The sequence below is a fragment of the Faecalibacterium sp. BCRC 81149 genome (genome assembly GCF_022750605.1).
Lineage (GTDB): Bacteria > Bacillota > Clostridia > Oscillospirales > Ruminococcaceae > Faecalibacterium > Faecalibacterium duncaniae.
In genome coordinates this window covers 66801-84692 of sequence record NZ_QXJA01000004.1, presented here as the reverse complement: position 1 = coordinate 84692, position 17892 = coordinate 66801, and the positions used below count along the sequence as shown (strand labels likewise).

The following is a 17892-nucleotide window of genomic DNA, read 5'->3' as shown; positions in this document are numbered from 1 at the left end:
CTCTCAGTCTCGCTGACGCTCGCCAGCTCCCCCAAAGGGGGAGCCAAGAGTACTTGCCTCTCCCTTCGGGAGAGGTGGATTTGCGAAGCAAAGACGGAGAGGGTGAGCACGCTAAACAAAAATGGAGTTGTTACACGAGATGTGTAACAGCTCCATTTTTTATGCTTGAATTTAATGTGCCGGGACAAAATCCTCCGGACAGACACAACCGTTCTGTGCCAGAACACGGTGTAAGACCTGCATGACACCGGCTTCCCGGTGGGAGGGGGCCAGGAACGGAACGTTCCGGCGCAGCGGAACACTGCCGTTTTCCATCAGAAAACCGTATTTTGCGGTACGCAGCATCTCGGCATCGTTGTAGGTATCGCCAAAGGCCATCATGCTCTCAGACGGCAGACCCCACAGCTGCCCCAGCGTTTGCAGGGCGGCACCTTTGTGGACACCGGGATTCATAATGTCCACCCAGCATTCACCGGCAACGGCTACGGAGTAGATGCTCCGCTGACTGGCATAGACCGTGTCGTAGGCCTGCTGCGCATTGTGCTGTGGCAGGTAGATGGTGAATTTGTCGGCAGGGGCGGTGACATCTTCCAGCCGGTCCACATATTCGATCTTGGTGTAAAAATGCCGCAGCACGGCATCGTGGACGGCGAACGGCCGCTCCACATAGGCACTTTCCAGACCGCAGAGAACCGCAATATCGCCCTGCTCCCGGGTCAGGCGGTTCAGCGCCCGCCAGCCTTCCGGAGACATCTCCGAAGTGAAGAGGTTCTGCCCCTTCCAGCGGATGGCACCGCCGTTGTCGCCGATGAAAACAAGCTCATCCTGTAAGGTGGGGAACATGGCTTCCAGCGTATAGAGCGGTCTGCCGCTGGCAGGAGCAAACCGGATGCCCAGCTCTGCCAGTGCATGGATCGTCTCTTCAAAGTCAGCCGGGAGCTGACTTTGTTCGTCCAGAAGGGTGGCATCCATGTCGGATGCGATCAAGCGGATACGATCCATAACTTAACCCATATAGCTGATGTTCACATCGATCTGGCCGCCGTAACCGGGGATGCGGGCGGTGCAGGTGCCCTGCCACATGTTGCAGGCAATGGGGCTGGAGGCCACGTTGTAGTGGGCGTTCCAGATGTAGTAGTTGGACAGCTGGCTCATATCCAGCCGCTTGCGGAACCAGGTGGTGGAGGCGTACACGCCGGGCTTGTAGCCCAGTGCCTTGACCTCTTCACAGAAAGCCACGGCACACTTGGTGCGGTCTTCCACGCCCAGACCATCGGCACGGCCATTGCCTGCACCGGAAGCCTCAGTATCAAAGTAGATGGGGTAATCGAGCTGGCGGCCATTCAGCACATAGACGCAGGCCTGTGCTTCCTCGCGGGCCTCGTTCTCGTTGACGGCCTGGCTGAAGCAGTAGATGCCCACCCGCAGCCCGGCGTTGCGGGCGTTGGTGAAGTGCTCCTCAAACTTGGGGTCCTGCACCAGCGCGCCGGAGCCGTAGCCGCGGTAGCCGATGCGGATGATGGCAAACTCCACACCTGCCGTTTTCACCTTGTCCCAATCAATGCTGCTCTGGTACTTGGAAACATCGATGCCGAAAGTGGCGGGCTGCTGCACGCCGGAGGCATCAAAATAATAGAGCTTGTTGTCGATGCTCTGGATGCCGGTGACGGGCTGGTGGGTGTTCTGGTCGTAGTAATAGGTCTTGCCGTTTTCGGTGCGCCAGCCGGAATACTGGGGCGTTTCTTCCTCATCCTTGCCGAAGAAGAATTCCCACAGCCACTGCAGCAGGCCATTTTCACCGGTCAGGCAGGTGGGGTCGATGCTCTCTTCGTCCAGCGTGCCGCTGTCCAGTGCATCCCGGATCTCCTCAGGGGTCAGCAGAACGGTGCCGTTGATATCCTTGATCTGGGCTTCAGCCAGCACATCCTCGCCGTTCTCGGAAGCGGCAGGCGCTTCCTCGGCTACGGGGGCGGTCTCCTCCGTTTCGGGCAGGATGGCGGCCTCTTCGGGAGCGGCCATCGGGTCCTCGGCGGCCAGCGCCTCGGTCTCTGTCAGGAAGTGGGGGAAGGAGTTCTCCTTCTCGATCTCCGAAGCATCCCCGGCCATGGGGTCGGCGGGTGTGGCCTCCGGCTGCACAGCGGGCTCCGCAGTGGGGGCGGTGCTCTCTGCCGGGGCGGCGGCGGTGTTCTCCGCCTTGGTCACGGGTGCGGCAGGGGTGCTGGCTGCGGCCTGCTCCTGAGAAGAAGCGCTCTCCTCCGGCTGGGTGCTCTCGGCCTTTGCCTCGCTCCGGTCACTCTTATGATCGAATTTGGGCAGGGTGACCCTGCCCTCAGTCTGCAGGGCGGCGGGCTCGACCGTCAGGCCCGCAGGCTGGGATGCCAGCAGGAAAGTGGTGCCCGCACCGCCAATGGTGATGGCCGCCGCCATCACAAGGCACGCAACAGCCTGGCCGATGCTGCGGCCGGTGCCGTTCTTGCTTGATTTTTTGAAAGATGTTGGTTTCATGCCGCTTGCTCTGCCTCCAAGCTGGACCGGGCAGGATACACGAACTGCACCGGCCCGCCAATATAGTCTCGCATCATTGCGGATAAAGCTATTTTTACTCTCCCAGTATACACCCAAACCCGGGTCGCCGTCAATCAGTTCGCTGTGCTCCGGCATCGCGTCAGGCAGAAAAAGCGGAAAGAAAAACACGCTCCACAGTAAAAACGAGCAGGAAAGCAGAATCATTGCATCCAAAGCTGTGAAATTTGTCGCTTTGGACGAAAAACGCGGCCTCCTCTTGCTGTCTTGACAGGTGTATGGTATGATACTTGACACGGAAAGCTCCCGCGCAATGGGCCGGGAGAGAAAGGTTAGGAAGAGTCTATGTCAAGTGTAAAGGACTTTTTGAAGCGGAAGGATATCGTCATCACTCCGCAGCGTTATCTCATCGAGGCTCTGGGTGCCATGGCACAGGGCCTGTTCGCCAGCCTGCTGATCGGCACCATCATCAAAACGCTGGGCCAGCAGACCGGGCTGGAGGTGCTGGTCGATCTGGGCGGCTATGCCTCGGCCATGAGCGGCCCGGCCATGGCCTGTGCCATCGGCTGGGCACTGCACTGCCCCCCGCTGGTGCTGTTCAGCCTGATCACCGTGGGCTACTCGGCCAATGCGCTGGGCGGCGCAGGCGGCCCGCTGGCTGTTCTGATCATTGCCATTCTGGCCGCTGAGATGGGCAAGGCCGTGAGCAAGGAGACCAAGGTCGATATCCTTGTCACCCCGCTGGTGACCATTTTTGTGGGCGTGGGCCTCTCCATGCTCATTGCGGCTCCCATCGGTGCTGCCGCCAGCCAGGTGGGCACCCTGATCATGTGGGCCACTGAGCAGGCCCCACTGGTCATGGGCATTCTGGTGTCTGTCATCGTGGGTGTGGCACTGACCCTGCCCATCTCCTCTGCCGCCATCTGCGCGGCTCTGGGCCTGACCGGCCTGGCGGGCGGCGCTGCTGTGGCAGGCTGCTGCGCCCAGATGGTCGGCTTTGCCGTGATGAGCTATAAGGAGAACGGTGTGGGCGGCCTGGTCAGCCAGGGCCTGGGCACCAGTATGCTCCAGATGGGCAATATCATTAAGAACCCCCGCATCTGGATCGCCCCCACGCTGGCCTCGGCCATCACCGGCCCGCTGGCGACCTGCCTGTTCCACTTTGAGATGAACGGCGCGGCGGTCTCCTCCGGCATGGGCACCTGCGGTCTGGTGGGCCAGATCGGCGTGTACACCGGCTGGGTGAACGATATCGCCGCCGGCACCAAGGCCGCCATCACCCCCATGGACTGGGCTGCCATGGTCCTGATCTGCTTTGTTCTGCCCGCAGTCCTGAGCGTTCTCTTCTGCGAGATCGAGCGCAAGCTGGGCTGGATCAAAGAGGGCGATCTGAAGCTGAATTAAACTCCCTCCGTCATCGCTTGCGCGATGCCACCTCCCTCAATGAGGGAGGCTAAAAGGCTCCCTCTCCGAGGGAGCTGGCACGGCAAAGCCGTGACTGAGGGAGTTATAAAGGTTTCCCGTCCAACACGGCTTCAGCCAGCGTATCATCTTCATATCGGAGTTTGAGCGAGAAAAAGGGTCTGTCCTCCTTGAGCAGGCGAAAGAAGATCTTGTCACCCTCCCAGATGGGCAGCTGCTCCACCTGCTCCTTGGGCACCCATTCTAGAATGCCCTCGTTCCGGGCGGCATCCTTTACCAGTGTGCCCGTCCAGGCATCGGCAGTGTAAAGGAACATGTATTCGGTCAGCTCGCCCAGAAGAAAGGTCACTACGCCCCGGCAGCGGTAGGAGGTCAGGGTGAGGCCGGTCTCCTCCTGCACTTCCCGCAGCAGGCAGTCCTCCGGGCTTTCAAACGGCTCAAACTTGCCGCCAACACCGATCCATTTGTCGTGGTTCAGGTCGTTCTTCTTGGTCACGCGGTGGAGCATCAGGTAGGCATCATCCTGTTCCAGATAGCACAGGGTGGTGTTGCGCATGGGAAATTTGGAATCCATCAGCAATTCTCCGTTTCTGTCAGCATTACAAAAAGCGTCCCACGGGGAGCCCCCTGTGGGACGCTTTTATCGTTTCTTATTTCCGTGCGGCCCGGCCTTTTCCGGCGTTGTTCAGCTTCCGCACCAGATCATTCTGGTGCTTGCGCTGGGAGGGCGTGGGCTCCGGGTCCCGCTTTTCCTCGGCACGGGCGTTGGTCTGCGCGGTGTCGGGGTCAACGCGCACCAGGTTCCATTCCTGATTGCCGCCCGAGACGTAATTCCAGATCTGGGCCTGTGCACCGTTGGAGGTGTTCATGCCCACAAGGTCGATGTACTTGTCGGCCAGCACATTGCGGATGCGGGTGCGGCCGTTCCGGGTGGACTCCAGCTCCCAGCACTGGCTCAGCCCGCTGGTGCGGCCCCACTGGTGCAGCCAGGTGCCCTCGACCACGCCGCCCAGGGCCAGATCGATGAACTTGCCTGTAAAGCGGTTCCTGATCCGCCAGCGTCCCTCGCCAGCGTCCACGAACTGCCACTGCTGCCACGGATGTCCGGCGTAGTCCCACAGACGGATGGCCGCGCCGTTCTCCGTGTTGAAGTTCTTGATCTCCAACACCTTCCCATTGGGTGCCTTGATGAGATAAAACTCATTTTCCAGTAAAACGACCTGAGATGCTTTTGCCATACGTCCGTGTCTCCTTTCCGGTAAAATCTGGTTTGACGCTTCTATTATAGCGGATTTCCCGGTGCGCAACAAGATTGATTCTTGACGAATTTTTTTCTTTTTATTGTGCATTTTGCACTTTCCGCAGCTTTCGACAGAGCCACGGCCCGGCGTACCACAGCACCAGACAGACAAGCGCGATCAGCCGAATCTGTGTGTTGGTGCAGTGGGTGTTCAATTCCAGCCCGATGCCGAAGGAAAGGAGATTGGCAGACAGCGCATAGAGGATGGGGTGAGGCTTTTTGCCCTCCGGCCAAGGCAGATACCGGTTGTAGACAAAGGCCTCCACGGAGAACACCAGTACCTCCAGTGCAAAATAAAGGAAATTGCCCCACATCGGCCCGAGATAGAGCGTGCCATAGCACAGCCCGAGGTTCAGGATGATCTGCGTGGCAAGGTTGACCTTGCCGATGAGAGCGCGCTGGGCGGGGCCGCGCAGCCCGAAAAGCAGGATGCCCCACGTCAGCTCTAAAATCAGGGTGATGAGCACCCGGGCGGCAAAGGAGGAAAGGATGTCGGAATCGTTGCGGTTGTGGTGAACCCGCAGGCTGTCTTGGGAATCGAGAAGCACCTGCCACTCGCTGGAAAAGGCATAGCGCTCCACCGGCTCCTCACTGCGGTAGAATGTACCGGTCTCTATATTATAGAGTAAAACATAGAACTTGTTGGGCGGGTAGTAGCCCCAGACGAACTCTGCATCGGCATCGCCGGGGTATTCCTGGAAGTAGTCGAGGAAGTAGTAGCCCTCCGGAGCGGGGTAGTTCCGGAATGCCTCCCAGGTCTCCCGGGAGCCCATCCGCTCCCGGTACTGGTCTGCAGCGCCCCACGGCCCGCTGACCCTGGTATTGCCCAGCAGGGTGACCGCATAGCGTTGGCCCGGTGTGTAATAGAGCTTGAGCGTGACCGAGGGCTTGGGGCCCATGTCCGCAAAAACGGGCAGGGAAAGGGCCAGCACCAGCAGGGCCGAGAGGAAAAAAGCAAAATTTTTTTTGCGAAAAATTTTCTTCATGGCGGTATCCTCACTTCAAAAAACAAAAAAATCCGACACGTCCTTCCTTAACCTGTAAACGAATGGAAAACAGCTGTTATTGCAGGGCGTTCTGCACAAAATTGCGGATGGCGCTTTGTACACCATTTTCTGTTTTTTCTGCAAGGACAAAACGCCCGTTTTCGGCCTCTTTCGGGGCAGAATGTGAACAATTTGTTTCCGGCTCACGGCCAATTCAGGACACTGACTTCACATTTATAAAGCAAAGCGAACTTCACTGCTTTATTTACATGAACAAAATGACTTTCAAAAGAAACTTTAATTTGTTTCACGTTTTTGGATATTGACTTTATATCAAAATTGCGGTATAGTAAGGATGCGGAGAGCGGAAAACGCCCCGCCGACACTTGAGCTTCAGGCGTAAGCCTGTGAGAAAAATATAGGAGGTTTGACTTATGTACTATTACATTCTGGGTTGCGGCATTGCTTGTCTGGTTCTGTTCGGCATCAACAGCATGGATACGGTGGATGTCAAGCCGGCCGAGATCCTGGGTAAGGTCATTCTGTGGCCCGTTGCCCTGATGGAAGCAGTTGTTCGTTACAGCTCCACGCATCACAACATCAAGACCGCGCTGTAAAACATCTCGTTCCAAACCAACGAAGAGCAAAAAGGCGGCTGCGCTTTCAAAAAGGAAGGCGCAGCCGCCTTTTTGTTTTGCACTTTACGGCGTTGTATGGTACAATAACATCAGAACTTTCAGGGAGGGAAATTGCTATGACCAATGAGACCTTACATACCCTTGAGACCCGCCGCAGCTGCCGCGCCTACAAGCCGGAGCAGATCACGAAAGAGGAGCTGGAAGCCGTTCTGCGTGCAGGCACCTTTGCCCCCAGCGCTATGAACCGCCAGAGCGCAAAGATCGTGGTGGTGCAGGATGCCAAGACCCGCGCCCAGCTCACCCGGATGAATGCCGCCGTGATGGGCAACACGGGCGACCCCATGTACGGTGCCCCCACCATTCTGGTGGTGCTGGCGGATGCCAACGCCCGCTGTGGCGTGCAGGACGGCAGCCTTGTGATGGGCAACCTGATGAATGCTGCTGCCGCCGTCGGGCTGGGCAGCTGCTGGATCAACCGCGCAAAGGAAGAGTTCGAGACCGAAGAGGGCAAGGCCCTGCTGAAAAAGTGGGGCATTGAGGGAGATTACATCGGCGTGGGCCACTGCATTCTGGGCTACCCGGCAGAGGAACCCCGCCCCGCCGCCCCCCGCAAGCCGGATTATATCGTATACGCATAAGGAGCACTATGAAACCCGATTACAAGCTGGTCGCAAAGGCCAAATACATTCACGCCAACGCTGACCTTGCCAGTGAGATCTGGCACGAGGTCTACAAGCGCTATTACCCTGCAAAGCAGCTGGACACACTGGTGGAAACGCTGCAGAGCGCCGATGCCATTGAGGCGGATATCGACAACGATGTGAATTATTTCCTCGTGGTGCTGGGCGGCAAGACCATCGGCTACTTTGCCTGGAAGATGGAGAACACGGCCCTGCACCTGCTCCACCTCTACCTCAAGCCCGAGTACCGGGGCAAGGCACTGGGCCGGGATATCCTGGCCACCTGCGAGCGCCTGGCCCGGGGTGAGGGCCGGGGCCGCCTGTACTGCGAGGTGCACACCAAGTGCCTGCCGGTGCTGCAGTTCTTCAAGACCAAGGGCTACCGCGTGCTGGGCCCCGCCGAGGCAGAAGCTGCGGGCATTTCCATGCAGCTGACCACGCTGGAAAAAATGCTGTAAATTTCCCGTTGATTTTTTGCCGCGTTTGCACTACAATAAAGTAGTGTATTGAAGTGCCCCGCGCGGGCCAGACCCAACCTGAACGATAGGGGAGGAACAAGCCATGGCAAAAGATCATCCCACCGGAGAGTCCGGCCTGTATTCTGCATTGCTGGAGCTGAAAACGCCTGAGGAGTGCTACCGCTTTTTACAGGATGTGTGCAGTTACGCCGAGCTCAGTGCAATGGAGCAGCGGTATAACATCGCGGAAAAGCTGGTCAACAAGCAGAGCTATACCAGCATCATGGGCAACATTGGCGCGTCCAGCGCCATCATCAGCCGGGTGAGCCGGGTCATCAGCAAAGATGACAGTGTGCTGCGCCGCCTGCTGGAAGAAAAGGCGGAACAGCCCGCCGAAGAATAACACGGACCGCGCGCCGCGGGGCAGGGGAGCACCCGCTCTGCGGTGCGCTTTTTTAGAAGGGAGTCTGTAAAGATGAGTAAGGCAGTTGTATTTTTTGCCGATGGCACCGAGGAGTGCGAAGCCCTGCTGGTGGTAGACCTGCTGCGCCGCGCCAAGGTGGAGGTCATCGTGGCCTCTGCCATGGGCCGCAGGGAGCTGGTGAGCAGCCATAAGATCCACCTGACCGCCGATGCGCTGGCCGAGGAAGTGGATTATTCCGATGTGGACATGGTCATTCTGCCCGGCGGGATCCCGGGCACACCCAACCTTGCCGCCAACAAGACGGTCACCGAGACCTGCGCCGCCTTTGCCAGGGCAGGCCGGAAGGTGGCCGCCATCTGTGCCGCCCCCAGCATCCTGGCCTCTCTGGGCCTGCTGGAGGGCAGGAACGCCACCGCCCACGCTGGCTTCCAGGATCAGCTGGCCGGTGCCGTCGTCCACGATGAAGAGGTCGTGGTGGATGGCAACATCACCACCAGCTATGGGTTGGGCGGTGCCATCCCCTTTGCACTGGAACTGGTGCGCCAGCTGGCCGGTCAGGCAGAGGCGGAGCGTATCCGGAACGCCATTGCGTATCGGCACTGAGAAAGGGGATACGGTATGCGCTTTATTACCTGCCGCTTGCCGGACGGCGTGGAAGACCCGGCGATCTTATCGGAGGATGGGCGGCAGGTCTGGCCGCTGAGCTGGCTGGGCCTGAGCTATGAGACCCTGAGCGAGGCCATCCCGTTTCTGACCCCGCAGGTGCGGTATGGGCTGTCGCTGGCCATTGCGGGCATTCCCGCTCTGCCTGTGGAGGCCGTCACGCTGGAAAGCCCCATCCCGGCCCCGGCACAGGATGTCATCTGCCTGGGCATCAATTATATGGCCCACTCCGATGAGGCGGAGAAATATTCTGCCGCTGCCTTTGCCACCAAGCACGAGGATGCCATCTACTTTTCCAAGCGCGTGACCCGCGCCGTGCCGGACGGCGGCCCCATCGAGGCCCACACCGATCTGGTGAAAAAGCTGGATTATGAGTGTGAGCTGGCTGTGGTGCTGGGCAAGGATGCCAGGGATGTGCCCGCCGGTCAGACCCGGGACTATATCTTCGGCTATACCATCCTGAACGATGTCTCGGCCCGGGATGTGCAGACGGCGCACAAACAGTGGTACTTCGGCAAGAGTCTGGACGGCTTTACCCCCATCGGGCCCTGCATCGTCACGGCAGATGCCTTTGCCGACTACCCGCCCAGGCTGGGCATCCGCAGCTTTGTCAACGGCGAGAAGCGGCAGGATTCCAATACCGCCCTGCAGATCTTTGACATCGACCATGTCGTTGCCGAGCTTTCGCAGGGCATGACCCTGAAAGCGGGCACCATCATTGCCACCGGCACCCCGGCGGGTGTGGGCATGGGTATGGACCCGTCGCAGTTCCTCAAACCCGGAGATGTGGTGCGGTGCGAGATCGAGGGTATTGGTACGCTGACCAATCCGGTCAAGTGATTCCAAGGCGTAATATCATTGATGGAGTATATGAATTGTTATATAATTGACGGAAAAATTGCTCTTATTCATATACTGTTCAAAATAAGTTCATTTGAAGTTCACACACTTCCGGTATACATAGGGCAACAAAGGCGCACACCGCGCCGCATCCCCTGTGCAGTAACAGCACGGCAGGCCGCAAAGGATGCCTGTTGTGTGAGAGGAAAGGAATTGGAACGCTATGAAAATTGGTATTACAGAGCTGATCCTGGTGGCCATCGTGGCCTTCGTGGTCATCGGCCCCGATAAGCTGCCCGAGTACGCCCGCAAGCTCGGCAAGATGCTGCGGGAGCTGAAGAAGTACACCGGTGCCGCTTCCGAGGAGATCCAGAAGAATGTGGTGGAGCCCCTGAACGAGATCCAGGCCCCCATCAAGGAAGCTGTTGCTCCCCTGACCGACATCAAGAAGGACATCGACGACAGCATGAAGGATGTCACCAAGAGCTTTACCAACATTGGTAAGACCAGCAAGGAAGAAGCCAAGAAGGCCGAAGAGGTCGAGGAAGTGGCCGAGCTGGAGGATACCGTGGAGGAGCTGCCCGAAGAGCCCGTCAAGGCGGAGGAGCCTGCCGCTGAGCCTGTGAAGGCAGAGGAAAAGGCAGAAGAGCCTGCTGCAGAGGAAAAGCCCGAGGAGGCCCCCGCTGCAAACGAAGCCCCTGCCGAGGCTGCTCCCGCTGAGGAGGCTGCCCCTGCCGAAGAGGCAAAGGTCTAAGTACATGGATACACCCGCGCCCGCGGTTGTAGGATAAAAACTGGAATCCAGCCCGCCAGAGCGGCGCGGCAAGAGGAAAAAGGAGATTATTATTATGAGAATCGGACCTCAGGAGCTTATCATTGTTCTGATCATCGTTCTGGTCATCTTTGGACCCAAGAACCTGCCGAAGCTGGGCAAGATGTTCGGCAAGACCATGAAGAACTTTAAGGAAGGCATGGACGACGTGGATGAGAACGGCGATGCCAAGCCTGCCGAGACCAAGACCGAGGAAAAGGCTGAGAAGAAGGACGAGGAGTAATTTGTGGCTACCAACGTGAAGCGCAAAAAGAAAGCCGAAGTCATGTCGGACGACGGCAGCATGACGCTGACCGGACATCTGAAAGAGCTGCGGAACCGGCTGATCATCTGCGCGGCGGTGTTTGTAGTGGGCGTGATCGGCTTCCTGGCAATTTCGGATAAGCTGATCGACCTGCTGACGGCCATGGCAATGAATGCGAACTACACCTTCGTGTTCCTGGCCCCGCAGGAAAAGCTGATGCAGTATTTCCGGGTGTCCCTGATCGCTGCGGTGATCGTGACCATTCCGGTGGCGCTGTATCAGGTCTACGCCTTTGCAAAGCCCGGCCTGAAACGGAGCGAGAGCTTCTTCTTCCGGCTGGTGCTGCTGTTCGGTCTGGCTCTGTTCTGCGTGGGTGTGCTGTTCGCCTACAAGGTCACCCTGCCGTTCATGCTGAACTTCCTCGTCACGCTGGAGGGTACCGATTACATCACGGCATCCATCAGCATCGAGAGCTACATCAACCTCTGCCTGACCATGTTCATCATCTTCGGCTGTGTGTTTGAAATGCCTCTGGTCACCATCATTCTGGCCAAGATGGGCATTGCAAACCCCGAGATCATGAAGAAGGGCCGCGGCGTTGCCATTGTCCTGATCTTCCTGGTCGCAGCCATCATCACCCCGCCCGATATCGTGTCGCAGTGCTTCGTGGCTGTTCCCATGTGCCTGCTGTACTTTATCAGCATCTTCCTCAGCGGCATTTTCTATAAGCCCAAGACGGATGATGACGACGAGGATGAGGATGACGAAGAGGAATCCTCTGACGAGGAGTAAGTTCTCCCAAGGCTTTCCGGCCCTCCCACTGCGGGAGGGCCTTTTGCTTTGCCAAAAATCGAAACGGATTTTCGGCTTTTTGCATAAATCCTGTTTCAGCCTCTGTCATTTGCAAATGGATATGCTATAATGATAACGATGAGAAAACCGGCGGCCTGACCGCCGCAAAGAAGGGGTAAATGAATATGAAAGAGTACGCATTCGGCATCGACCTGGGCGGCACCACGGCCAAGGTGGGCCTGTTCACCACGGCGGGCGCTCTGCTGGAAAAGTGGGAGGTGCCCACCGACACCTCCAATGCAGGGGAACACATCCTTGGAAACCTGGCCAAGGCCGTGAAGGACAAGATGCAGGAAAACGGCATCACTGCCGAGCAGGTGGAGGGCGTGGGTGTTGGTGTGCCCGGCCCTGTGCTGGACAGCCGCATCGTGCCCATTGTCTGCGCCAACCTCGGCGGCTGGGGTGAGCGGAACGTCTCCATCCAGCTGTCCGGCCTGCTGGACGGCATCAAGGTGCTGGTGGGCAACGATGCCAACGTGGCCGCGCTGGGCGAGATCTGGATGGGCTGTGCCAAGGGCTGCCGCAGCGCGGTGATGGTCACGCTGGGCACCGGTGTCGGCGGCGGTGTCATCGTCAACGGCAGGATCACCGAGGGTGCACACGGTGCAGGCGGCGAGATCGGCCACATCACCGTCAACCCCCACGAGACGGCGGTCTGCGGCTGCGGCAAGCACGGCTGTCTGGAGCAGTATTCCAGCGCCACCGGCGTGGTCCGCTGTATGAAGAAGCTGCTGGACGAGAACCCGGACACCCCCTGCACCCTGCGCGGCACCGACTTTGCCGCCAAGGATGTCTTTGATGCCGCCCGTGCAGGCGATGCACTGGCCGCCCGTGAGGTGGACGAGATGACTGACACCCTGGGCATGGCGCTGGCCTCCATTGCCTCTACCACCGACCCCGAGATGTTCATGGTGGGCGGCGGTGTCGCCCGTGCCGGTGATGTCCTCTTCAACCCCCTGCGGGAGCATTTCAAGACCTATGCCTTCAGCTCCTGCCGCGAGACCCCCATCGTTGCCGCTACCCTCGGCAATGATGCCGGCATCTATGGTGCCGTGCGGCTCATCGTGGGAGAATGATGGAGCCGACCGAATGCCGGTGGGTTGCTCCGCTGGATGAAGAGGACAGGGAATACTTTTCCTATTTCCGCACCGTCTGCAAACGGTATGATATCGTACCCTCCCGGGCTACCCGTCTGGAATACGACTTTGTGACCCGTGTGGCAGAAAGTGAGTTTTACTTGCAGAAAGCTGCGACCTGATGAAATGGTTGAGCCCCATGCCCACATCTCAATCGTGTGGGCATGGGGATTTTTATTTTATAAGAAGAAGGAGCTGAATCAATGAATTATACCCCTCTTACAGAGGAAAATGTTGAAAAAGTAGCAACGCTTTATATGAACCACTACAACCAACATTCTGGCGGGTGCTGGACTTATGAAAAGGCATATAAGCGAATCCATCAAATGGTAACGATGGAGGATTCCCTCTGCCTGATGCAAGAAGATGACAACGATATTCCAACAGGGCTTGTCATCGGTTTTTTGGAAAGCTACGATGATTTTACATTCTATTATCTCGACGAGATCCTGATTTTCGGGGAGTATCAGAACAAGGGGTATGGCAGATTACTTCTCCAAGAAGTGGAACAGCGTGTGCGGGAACGTGGTGCACAGATGATTGAACTGGTCTGTCCGGATGATGCGCATCACATGCACTTTTACGGCGGCTTCGGGATGGCGGAAGCAACGAACCTGAAGCTGATGAAAAAACAATTGTAAATCTGCCGTGGTTATTTTTGAGGCAAAAACGGAAGAACTGGAACAGCACTATCTCCGGGATTTTGGAGCGCGTCCGGTTGCATCCTTACATCCAGGCGGGCCGGGAACGTTTTTCTGAAATCATTGCAAAGCCCCGTGCCGGTGCGATATGCCAGACACGGGGCTTTTTCTATTTTTGAAATATAAAATACAAGACAAAAAGTAAATTATACTTGACATAATGTCTGGCGAGTGCTATTCTGTATCCAGAGGGAATGAGCTTACCCTCACAGGAAAGAGACGAGGTGACAGGATGCCGAAGAATCTGAAACTGAAAGCTGCCCGCGCGGAAAAAGATATGACGCAGGGGGCATTGGCAGAAGCGGCTGGGGTCTCGCGCCAGACCATCAACGCGATCGAAAAGGGCGAGTACAACCCCACCATCAATCTCTGCCGCAGCATCTGCAAAATTCTGGGAAAAACACTGGATGAACTGTTCTGGGAGGAATGAGAAATGAAATTTTCACTGTACAGCAAGAAAAATGTTCTGGATGAGATGCAGGAGCAGACCATGTCCAAAATTGAGAGGCGTGGCTTCTGGCTGATGTGGGGCGGTCTGCTGGCCGCAATGGTGATTCAGCAGCTGACGGGCAATGCAGATAAAGCGACCGGAGAAGGGGTCGTTTTTATGGCCGGATGTGTTTACACCGTTGCAGAGTGCGTCCGGAATGGCCTGTGGGACCGCCATCTTTCTTCCAGTATGGGTGCCAATGCGGTTTGTTCTCTGCTGGCGGCTGTGGCGGTTACGGTGCTTCATGGCCTGACCTATGGCTATTGGATGGGCGCTGCGTTTACTGGTGTTTCGACAGGTCTGCTCTGCTTTGCGCTGCTCCAATTCTGTGCACATCTGGTGCAGAAGAATCGGAAAAAGCTGGACGATGAACCGGAAGAAAAATAACACCTGGTTTTCCACAACAAAAAGCGGAACCGTTGAAAACTCAGCGGTTCCGCTTTTTTTATGCAATGATTTTGCTTTACAAGGTGTCCTCACCGGGCAGCTGGTTCCACAGGCGGTAGTACACTCCCTGCTTTGCTAGCAGCTCTTCGTGGGTGCCGGATTCCACAATGCCCTCGGAGCCAAGCACCAGGATGCGGTCGTAGTTCTTGATGGTGGTCAGGCGGTGGGCGATGGTCAGGGTGGTGCGGCCATGGGCCAGCTTTTCCAGGCTCTGCCCCACAAGAATCTCGCTCTCGTTGTCCAGTGCACTGGTGGCCTCGTCCAGGATCAGGATGGGCGGGTTCTTCAGGAAGACACGGGCAATGGCGATGCGCTGCTTCTGGCCGCCCGAGAGCTTGACACCGCGCTCGCCGACATAGGTGTCGAAGCCGTCCTTCAGGGCCATGATAAAGCGCTCTGCACCGGCCAGACGAGCGGCTTCGATGATCTCCTCCCGGGTGGCATCGGGCTTGCCGTAGGCGATGTTATCCGCCACAGAGCCGCTGAACAGGTACACGTCCTGCTGGACGATGCCGATGTCCTCGCGCAGGCTCTTGAGGGTGACCTGCTGGATGTCCTGCCCGTCAATGTAGATGTGGCCGCTGGTCACATCGTAGAAGCGGGGGATGAGGTTGCACAGGGTGGTCTTGCCGCCGCCGGATGGGCCGACCAGAGCCAGCCGTTCGCCTGCCTTGATGTCCAGACTGACATGATGGAGCACCTTGTTGTGGTCGTCAGGGTACTCAAAGCTGACATCGTCAAAGCGGATGGCACCGGGGCCGGGCTGCAGGGGCCGGGCATCCGGGGCATCGTGGATGGGCACGGGGGTGTCCATGATCTCGGCAAAGCGCTCGATGCCGGTCATGCCGCGCTGGAACTGCTCGGCGAACTCGACGATGCGGCGGATGGTAGCGATGAGAGTGGTGACATAGAGCATGTAGGCCACCAGGTCACCGGCGGTGATCTTGCCGTTGACCAGCGACAGGCCGCCCGCCAGAATGACCACCAGATACATCAGGCCGTCGAACAGGCGGGTGGAGGTGTTGAAAGCCGCCATGGCGTAGTAGCCCAGCGTCTTGATGTGCTCAAAGTCCTTGTTGCCCTGCTCGAACTTGGCGCGCTCCTGCTCCTCGGCAGCAAAGGCTTTTACCACGCCCTGACCCAGCAGGCTGTCCTCGATGGTGGCGTTCAGCTCACCGATCTGGATGCGCTGCTGCCGGAACCGGGCACGCAGACGGCCGTTCAGATAAACGGATACCACGCCCATCAGGGGCACGCAGGCGAACACCGCCAGCGTCAGCGGGATGCTGGCCTGGCACAGGATGATGAAGGAGGCCAGGATCTTGATGAAGGCGATGAAAAATTCCTCGGGGCAGTGGTGGGCAAACTCGGTCACATCGAACAGATCGTTGGTGATGCGGCCCATGATGGTGCCGACCTTGGTGTTGTTGTAGTAGGTGTGGTCGAGCAGCAGCAGATGGTCAAAGGCATCCCGGCGCATGTCGGTCTCGATGTGCACGCCCATGATGTGGCCGATGCCGGACATGAAATACTGGGCCGCACCGTCGATGATGCGGAGCACAAAGTAGATGCCCGCCAGCTTGAGCACGATGCCGGTGGTCAGGGTGATGCCCACGCCCATGGCCGAGTTGGTGATGGTGCTCATGATCTTGGGCAGGAAGATGTCACACAGGGTGGTCAGCGCGGCACAGAACAGGTCGAGAAAGAGCACTGCCTTGTGTTTTGCCAGATAGGGTAAAAAGCGGCGGATGAGCGCGCCGCTGCTGTTGTGATGCGCACCGGGGTCTTTGATGTTCTGTTTTGCCATGGTTCCTCCTTGATTTGAACCTCTCAGTCTGCTTCGCAGACAGCTCCCCTGATAGGGGAGCCAAGCTTACCCTGCGGTGGACTTGCCTCTCCTACTAGGAGAGGTGTCAGCGCGTCAGCGATGACGGAGAGGTTTATTTCTTGCTGTAATCCCGTTCGCCGTAGATCGCGGTGCCAATGCGCACCAGCGTTGCGCCTTCGCGGATGGCGTTCTCGTAGTCGCCGCTCATGCCCATGGAGAGGGTCTGCATCTCCACGTTGGAATAGCCGCGCTCCCCGGCCTTTACGAACAGGTCGTGGACGGCGGCGAGATACCGGCGGTTCTGCGCATCGTCATCATTGACCGGGGGAATGGCCATCAGGCCCTTGACCCGGATGTGCTCCTGTGCGGCAGCGGCATCCAGCAGGGGCCAGAGCGCTTCCGGCGAAACGCCGCTCTTGCTCTCCTCCCCGCCGATGTTCACCTCCAGCAGGACGTTCTGCACGATGCCCGCCTTGGCGGCTTCCTTCTCGATGGCGGTCAGCAGATGTTCACTGCCCACGCTCTGGATCAGGCTGGCCCGGCCCAGGACTTTTTTGATCTTGTTGGTCTGCAGGTGTCCGATGAAATGGCTGGGCTTGCCGCAGTAAGCGCCTGCGTCAAAGTTTGCGCAGAGCTCCTGCACATGGTTTTCGCCAAACACGTCAATGGGCAGGGCGGCACTTGCGGCCACGGTTTCAGCGGTGCGGGTCTTGCAGGCGGCGCACAGCTGGACCTCGGCAGGGGCGCGGCCCGCCTCCCGGGCAGCAGCGGCCATCTTTTCACGGATGGCCAGCACGGCCTCCCGCATCTCTTCCGGTGTTTTTTCTGCCATAAGGCATCAGTCCTCCTCGGTATATTTTGCGCGCTCCCCGCCGATGAGCTTCGGGCGGGTGCGGGCGCAGAGAATGTTTGCTTCGCCGATCCGGCTCAGGCTCAGCCGCACCGGCACGGCCACCCGGCGCAGGTGCATCCCGATCAGGGTGCCGCCAATGTCGATACCGGCGTGAGCGCGGATCTCCTCCACGGCAATGGGGTCTTTGCACTGCTTCCAGCAGGTGGTGGCCCAGCTGCCGCCCGCATGGGGCCGGGGCACGACACACACTTCCTCCCAGCCGTATTGTTCGGCGGCTTCCCGCTCCATGATAATGGCCCGGTTCAGGTGCTCGCAGCACTGTGCCGCCAGCCAGATGCCGCGCTGGGCCAGCACCGGCGCAATGCCTGCGTAGACGGCCTGCGCTGCCTCCAGACTGCTGTCCTTGCCGATGTGCCCGCCCACGATCTCGCTGGACGAGCAGCCCACCACGAACACGTCGCCTTTTTTCAGCTTTGCCTGTTCCAGCAGCTCTTCCACTGCCTGCCGGGCTTCCGCCTGGATCTGCTGTTTGAATGCGTCTGTCATATCAATTACCTCGTATCGATTGGTTGCCG

At 58.3% G+C, this 17892-nt stretch carries 23 protein-coding genes; 15 read left to right on the top strand and 8 right to left on the bottom strand.

What is annotated here, in order from left to right:
* Positions 1 to 171: 171 nt before the first annotated feature.
* Both D3F01_RS06615 and D3F01_RS06610 read right to left on the bottom strand, forming a co-directional pair.
* Complete coding sequence (locus D3F01_RS06615) at positions 172 to 1002, bottom strand: HAD family hydrolase (RefSeq protein ID WP_242887166.1); 831 nt, start codon at positions 1000 to 1002, stop codon at positions 172 to 174.
* A 3-nt stretch (positions 1003 to 1005) separates the two neighbouring features.
* The gene (locus D3F01_RS06610) at positions 1006 to 2505 is read right to left on the bottom strand and encodes a GH25 family lysozyme (protein WP_242887163.1); all 1500 of its coding nucleotides are present in this window, start codon (positions 2503 to 2505) and stop codon (positions 1006 to 1008) included.
* A 363-nt stretch (positions 2506 to 2868) separates the two neighbouring features.
* On the opposite strand from D3F01_RS06610, the gene D3F01_RS06605 reads away from it, so the two are divergent.
* Complete coding sequence (locus D3F01_RS06605; RefSeq protein ID WP_242887161.1) at positions 2869 to 3927, top strand: PTS sugar transporter subunit IIC; 1059 nt, start codon at positions 2869 to 2871, stop codon at positions 3925 to 3927.
* Positions 3928 to 4030: 103 nt separating this feature from the next.
* Here the strand turns inward: D3F01_RS06605 and D3F01_RS06600 are convergent, their stop codons facing one another.
* The 3 genes from D3F01_RS06600 to D3F01_RS06590 form a co-directional block, all read right to left on the bottom strand.
* Positions 4031 to 4519, bottom strand: coding sequence for an 8-oxo-dGTP diphosphatase (locus D3F01_RS06600; RefSeq protein ID WP_242887158.1), 489 nt, complete (start codon positions 4517 to 4519; stop codon positions 4031 to 4033).
* A gap of 76 nt (positions 4520 to 4595) precedes the next feature.
* Positions 4596 to 5183, bottom strand: coding sequence for an RICIN domain-containing protein (locus D3F01_RS06595; protein WP_035394617.1), 588 nt, complete (start codon positions 5181 to 5183; stop codon positions 4596 to 4598).
* Positions 5184 to 5283: 100 nt separating this feature from the next.
* Positions 5284 to 6231 (bottom strand): hypothetical protein, encoded by a 948-nt coding sequence (locus D3F01_RS06590; RefSeq protein WP_242887155.1) that lies wholly within the window; start codon positions 6229 to 6231, stop codon positions 5284 to 5286.
* Positions 6232 to 6665: 434 nt separating this feature from the next.
* On the opposite strand from D3F01_RS06590, the gene D3F01_RS06585 reads away from it, so the two are divergent.
* The 14 genes from D3F01_RS06585 to D3F01_RS06520 all read left to right on the top strand — a co-directional run bounded on the left by D3F01_RS06585 (position 6666) and on the right by D3F01_RS06520 (position 14576).
* Entirely contained in the window at positions 6666 to 6848 is a 183-nt protein-coding gene (locus D3F01_RS06585) for a hypothetical protein (protein WP_005934654.1), read from the top strand.
* Positions 6849 to 6985: 137 nt separating this feature from the next.
* Positions 6986 to 7507 carry a nitroreductase gene (locus D3F01_RS06580; RefSeq protein WP_117533758.1) on the top strand — a complete coding sequence of 174 codons (522 nt, stop codon included), beginning with the start codon at positions 6986 to 6988 and terminating at the stop codon, positions 7505 to 7507.
* An 8-nt stretch (positions 7508 to 7515) separates the two neighbouring features.
* Positions 7516 to 8007 carry a GNAT family N-acetyltransferase gene (locus D3F01_RS06575; protein WP_097773195.1) on the top strand — a complete coding sequence of 164 codons (492 nt, stop codon included), beginning with the start codon at positions 7516 to 7518 and terminating at the stop codon, positions 8005 to 8007.
* A gap of 103 nt (positions 8008 to 8110) precedes the next feature.
* A complete protein-coding gene (locus D3F01_RS06570; protein WP_005934651.1) occupies positions 8111 to 8410 on the top strand; it encodes a YerC/YecD family TrpR-related protein in 300 nt (99 codons plus the stop codon).
* A 72-nt stretch (positions 8411 to 8482) separates the two neighbouring features.
* Complete coding sequence (locus tag D3F01_RS06565; protein WP_242887152.1) at positions 8483 to 9034, top strand: DJ-1 family glyoxalase III; 552 nt, start codon at positions 8483 to 8485, stop codon at positions 9032 to 9034.
* Between the two features lie 15 nt (positions 9035 to 9049).
* Positions 9050 to 9934, top strand: coding sequence for a fumarylacetoacetate hydrolase family protein (locus tag D3F01_RS06560; protein WP_242887149.1), 885 nt, complete (start codon positions 9050 to 9052; stop codon positions 9932 to 9934).
* A 223-nt stretch (positions 9935 to 10157) separates the two neighbouring features.
* On the top strand, positions 10158 to 10688 hold the full coding sequence (locus D3F01_RS06555; protein ID WP_242887133.1) for a twin-arginine translocase TatA/TatE family subunit: 531 nt from the start codon (positions 10158 to 10160) through the stop codon (positions 10686 to 10688).
* Between the two features lie 94 nt (positions 10689 to 10782).
* Positions 10783 to 10989, top strand: a complete 207-nt coding sequence (gene tatA / locus D3F01_RS06550) for a twin-arginine translocase TatA/TatE family subunit (RefSeq protein ID WP_097771347.1) — start codon at positions 10783 to 10785, stop codon at positions 10987 to 10989.
* Positions 10990 to 10992: 3 nt separating this feature from the next.
* Entirely contained in the window at positions 10993 to 11802 is an 810-nt protein-coding gene (gene tatC / locus D3F01_RS06545) for a twin-arginine translocase subunit TatC (protein WP_005934641.1), read from the top strand.
* Positions 11803 to 11987: 185 nt separating this feature from the next.
* Positions 11988 to 12938, top strand: coding sequence for an ROK family glucokinase (locus tag D3F01_RS06540; protein ID WP_097771402.1), 951 nt, complete (start codon positions 11988 to 11990; stop codon positions 12936 to 12938).
* Positions 12935 to 13120: a hypothetical protein gene (locus D3F01_RS06535; protein ID WP_157774402.1), complete on the top strand. Its 186-nt coding sequence runs from the start codon at positions 12935 to 12937 to the stop codon at positions 13118 to 13120. Before D3F01_RS06540 ends, D3F01_RS06535 begins: the two co-directional genes overlap by 4 nt.
* An 81-nt stretch (positions 13121 to 13201) precedes the next feature.
* Positions 13202 to 13639, top strand: coding sequence for a GNAT family N-acetyltransferase (locus D3F01_RS06530; RefSeq protein ID WP_242887131.1), 438 nt, complete (start codon positions 13202 to 13204; stop codon positions 13637 to 13639).
* A gap of 292 nt (positions 13640 to 13931) precedes the next feature.
* Positions 13932 to 14129, top strand: a complete 198-nt coding sequence (locus tag D3F01_RS06525; RefSeq protein ID WP_005934630.1) for a helix-turn-helix transcriptional regulator — start codon at positions 13932 to 13934, stop codon at positions 14127 to 14129.
* A 3-nt stretch (positions 14130 to 14132) separates the two neighbouring features.
* Positions 14133 to 14576 carry a DUF6773 family protein gene (locus D3F01_RS06520; RefSeq protein WP_156066520.1) on the top strand — a complete coding sequence of 148 codons (444 nt, stop codon included), beginning with the start codon at positions 14133 to 14135 and terminating at the stop codon, positions 14574 to 14576.
* Between the two features lie 76 nt (positions 14577 to 14652).
* On the opposite strand, the gene D3F01_RS06515 is transcribed toward D3F01_RS06520, so the two are convergent.
* From D3F01_RS06515 to D3F01_RS06505, 3 genes are all read right to left on the bottom strand, one after another.
* On the bottom strand, positions 14653 to 16443 hold the full coding sequence (locus D3F01_RS06515; RefSeq protein ID WP_005934623.1) for an ABC transporter ATP-binding protein: 1791 nt from the start codon (positions 16441 to 16443) through the stop codon (positions 14653 to 14655).
* Positions 16444 to 16576: 133 nt separating this feature from the next.
* The gene (locus D3F01_RS06510) at positions 16577 to 17296 is read right to left on the bottom strand and encodes a YggS family pyridoxal phosphate-dependent enzyme (RefSeq protein ID WP_242887128.1); all 720 of its coding nucleotides are present in this window, start codon (positions 17294 to 17296) and stop codon (positions 16577 to 16579) included.
* A 6-nt stretch (positions 17297 to 17302) separates the two neighbouring features.
* Positions 17303 to 17863, bottom strand: a complete 561-nt coding sequence (locus D3F01_RS06505; RefSeq protein WP_117533743.1) for a TIGR01440 family protein — start codon at positions 17861 to 17863, stop codon at positions 17303 to 17305.
* Positions 17864 to 17892: the final 29 nt, after the last annotated feature.

What these genes read in the sequence shown, in the direction of transcription:
- D3F01_RS06615 (WP_242887166.1), bottom strand. Translation starts at nt 1,002, where the DNA reads ATGGATCGTATCCGCTTGATCGCATCCGACATGGATGCCACCCTTCTG.
- D3F01_RS06610 (WP_242887163.1), bottom strand. Translation starts at nt 2,505, where the DNA reads ATGAAACCAACATCTTTCAAAAAATCAAGCAAGAACGGCACCGGCCGC.
- D3F01_RS06605 (WP_242887161.1), top strand. Translation starts at nt 2,869, where the DNA reads ATGTCAAGTGTAAAGGACTTTTTGAAGCGGAAGGATATCGTCATCACT.
- D3F01_RS06600 (WP_242887158.1), bottom strand. Translation starts at nt 4,519, where the DNA reads ATGGATTCCAAATTTCCCATGCGCAACACCACCCTGTGCTATCTGGAA.
- D3F01_RS06595 (WP_035394617.1), bottom strand. Translation starts at nt 5,183, where the DNA reads ATGGCAAAAGCATCTCAGGTCGTTTTACTGGAAAATGAGTTTTATCTC.
- D3F01_RS06590 (WP_242887155.1), bottom strand. Translation starts at nt 6,231, where the DNA reads ATGAAGAAAATTTTTCGCAAAAAAAATTTTGCTTTTTTCCTCTCGGCC.
- D3F01_RS06585 (WP_005934654.1), top strand. Translation starts at nt 6,666, where the DNA reads ATGTACTATTACATTCTGGGTTGCGGCATTGCTTGTCTGGTTCTGTTC.
- D3F01_RS06580 (WP_117533758.1), top strand. Translation starts at nt 6,986, where the DNA reads ATGACCAATGAGACCTTACATACCCTTGAGACCCGCCGCAGCTGCCGC.
- D3F01_RS06575 (WP_097773195.1), top strand. Translation starts at nt 7,516, where the DNA reads ATGAAACCCGATTACAAGCTGGTCGCAAAGGCCAAATACATTCACGCC.
- D3F01_RS06570 (WP_005934651.1), top strand. Translation starts at nt 8,111, where the DNA reads ATGGCAAAAGATCATCCCACCGGAGAGTCCGGCCTGTATTCTGCATTG.
- D3F01_RS06565 (WP_242887152.1), top strand. Translation starts at nt 8,483, where the DNA reads ATGAGTAAGGCAGTTGTATTTTTTGCCGATGGCACCGAGGAGTGCGAA.
- D3F01_RS06560 (WP_242887149.1), top strand. Translation starts at nt 9,050, where the DNA reads ATGCGCTTTATTACCTGCCGCTTGCCGGACGGCGTGGAAGACCCGGCG.
- D3F01_RS06555 (WP_242887133.1), top strand. Translation starts at nt 10,158, where the DNA reads ATGAAAATTGGTATTACAGAGCTGATCCTGGTGGCCATCGTGGCCTTC.
- tatA (WP_097771347.1), top strand. Translation starts at nt 10,783, where the DNA reads ATGAGAATCGGACCTCAGGAGCTTATCATTGTTCTGATCATCGTTCTG.
- D3F01_RS06540 (WP_097771402.1), top strand. Translation starts at nt 11,988, where the DNA reads ATGAAAGAGTACGCATTCGGCATCGACCTGGGCGGCACCACGGCCAAG.
- D3F01_RS06535 (WP_157774402.1), top strand. Translation starts at nt 12,935, where the DNA reads ATGATGGAGCCGACCGAATGCCGGTGGGTTGCTCCGCTGGATGAAGAG.
- D3F01_RS06530 (WP_242887131.1), top strand. Translation starts at nt 13,202, where the DNA reads ATGAATTATACCCCTCTTACAGAGGAAAATGTTGAAAAAGTAGCAACG.
- D3F01_RS06525 (WP_005934630.1), top strand. Translation starts at nt 13,932, where the DNA reads ATGCCGAAGAATCTGAAACTGAAAGCTGCCCGCGCGGAAAAAGATATG.
- D3F01_RS06520 (WP_156066520.1), top strand. Translation starts at nt 14,133, where the DNA reads ATGAAATTTTCACTGTACAGCAAGAAAAATGTTCTGGATGAGATGCAG.
- D3F01_RS06515 (WP_005934623.1), bottom strand. Translation starts at nt 16,443, where the DNA reads ATGGCAAAACAGAACATCAAAGACCCCGGTGCGCATCACAACAGCAGC.
- D3F01_RS06510 (WP_242887128.1), bottom strand. Translation starts at nt 17,296, where the DNA reads ATGGCAGAAAAAACACCGGAAGAGATGCGGGAGGCCGTGCTGGCCATC.
- D3F01_RS06505 (WP_117533743.1), bottom strand. Translation starts at nt 17,863, where the DNA reads ATGACAGACGCATTCAAACAGCAGATCCAGGCGGAAGCCCGGCAGGCA.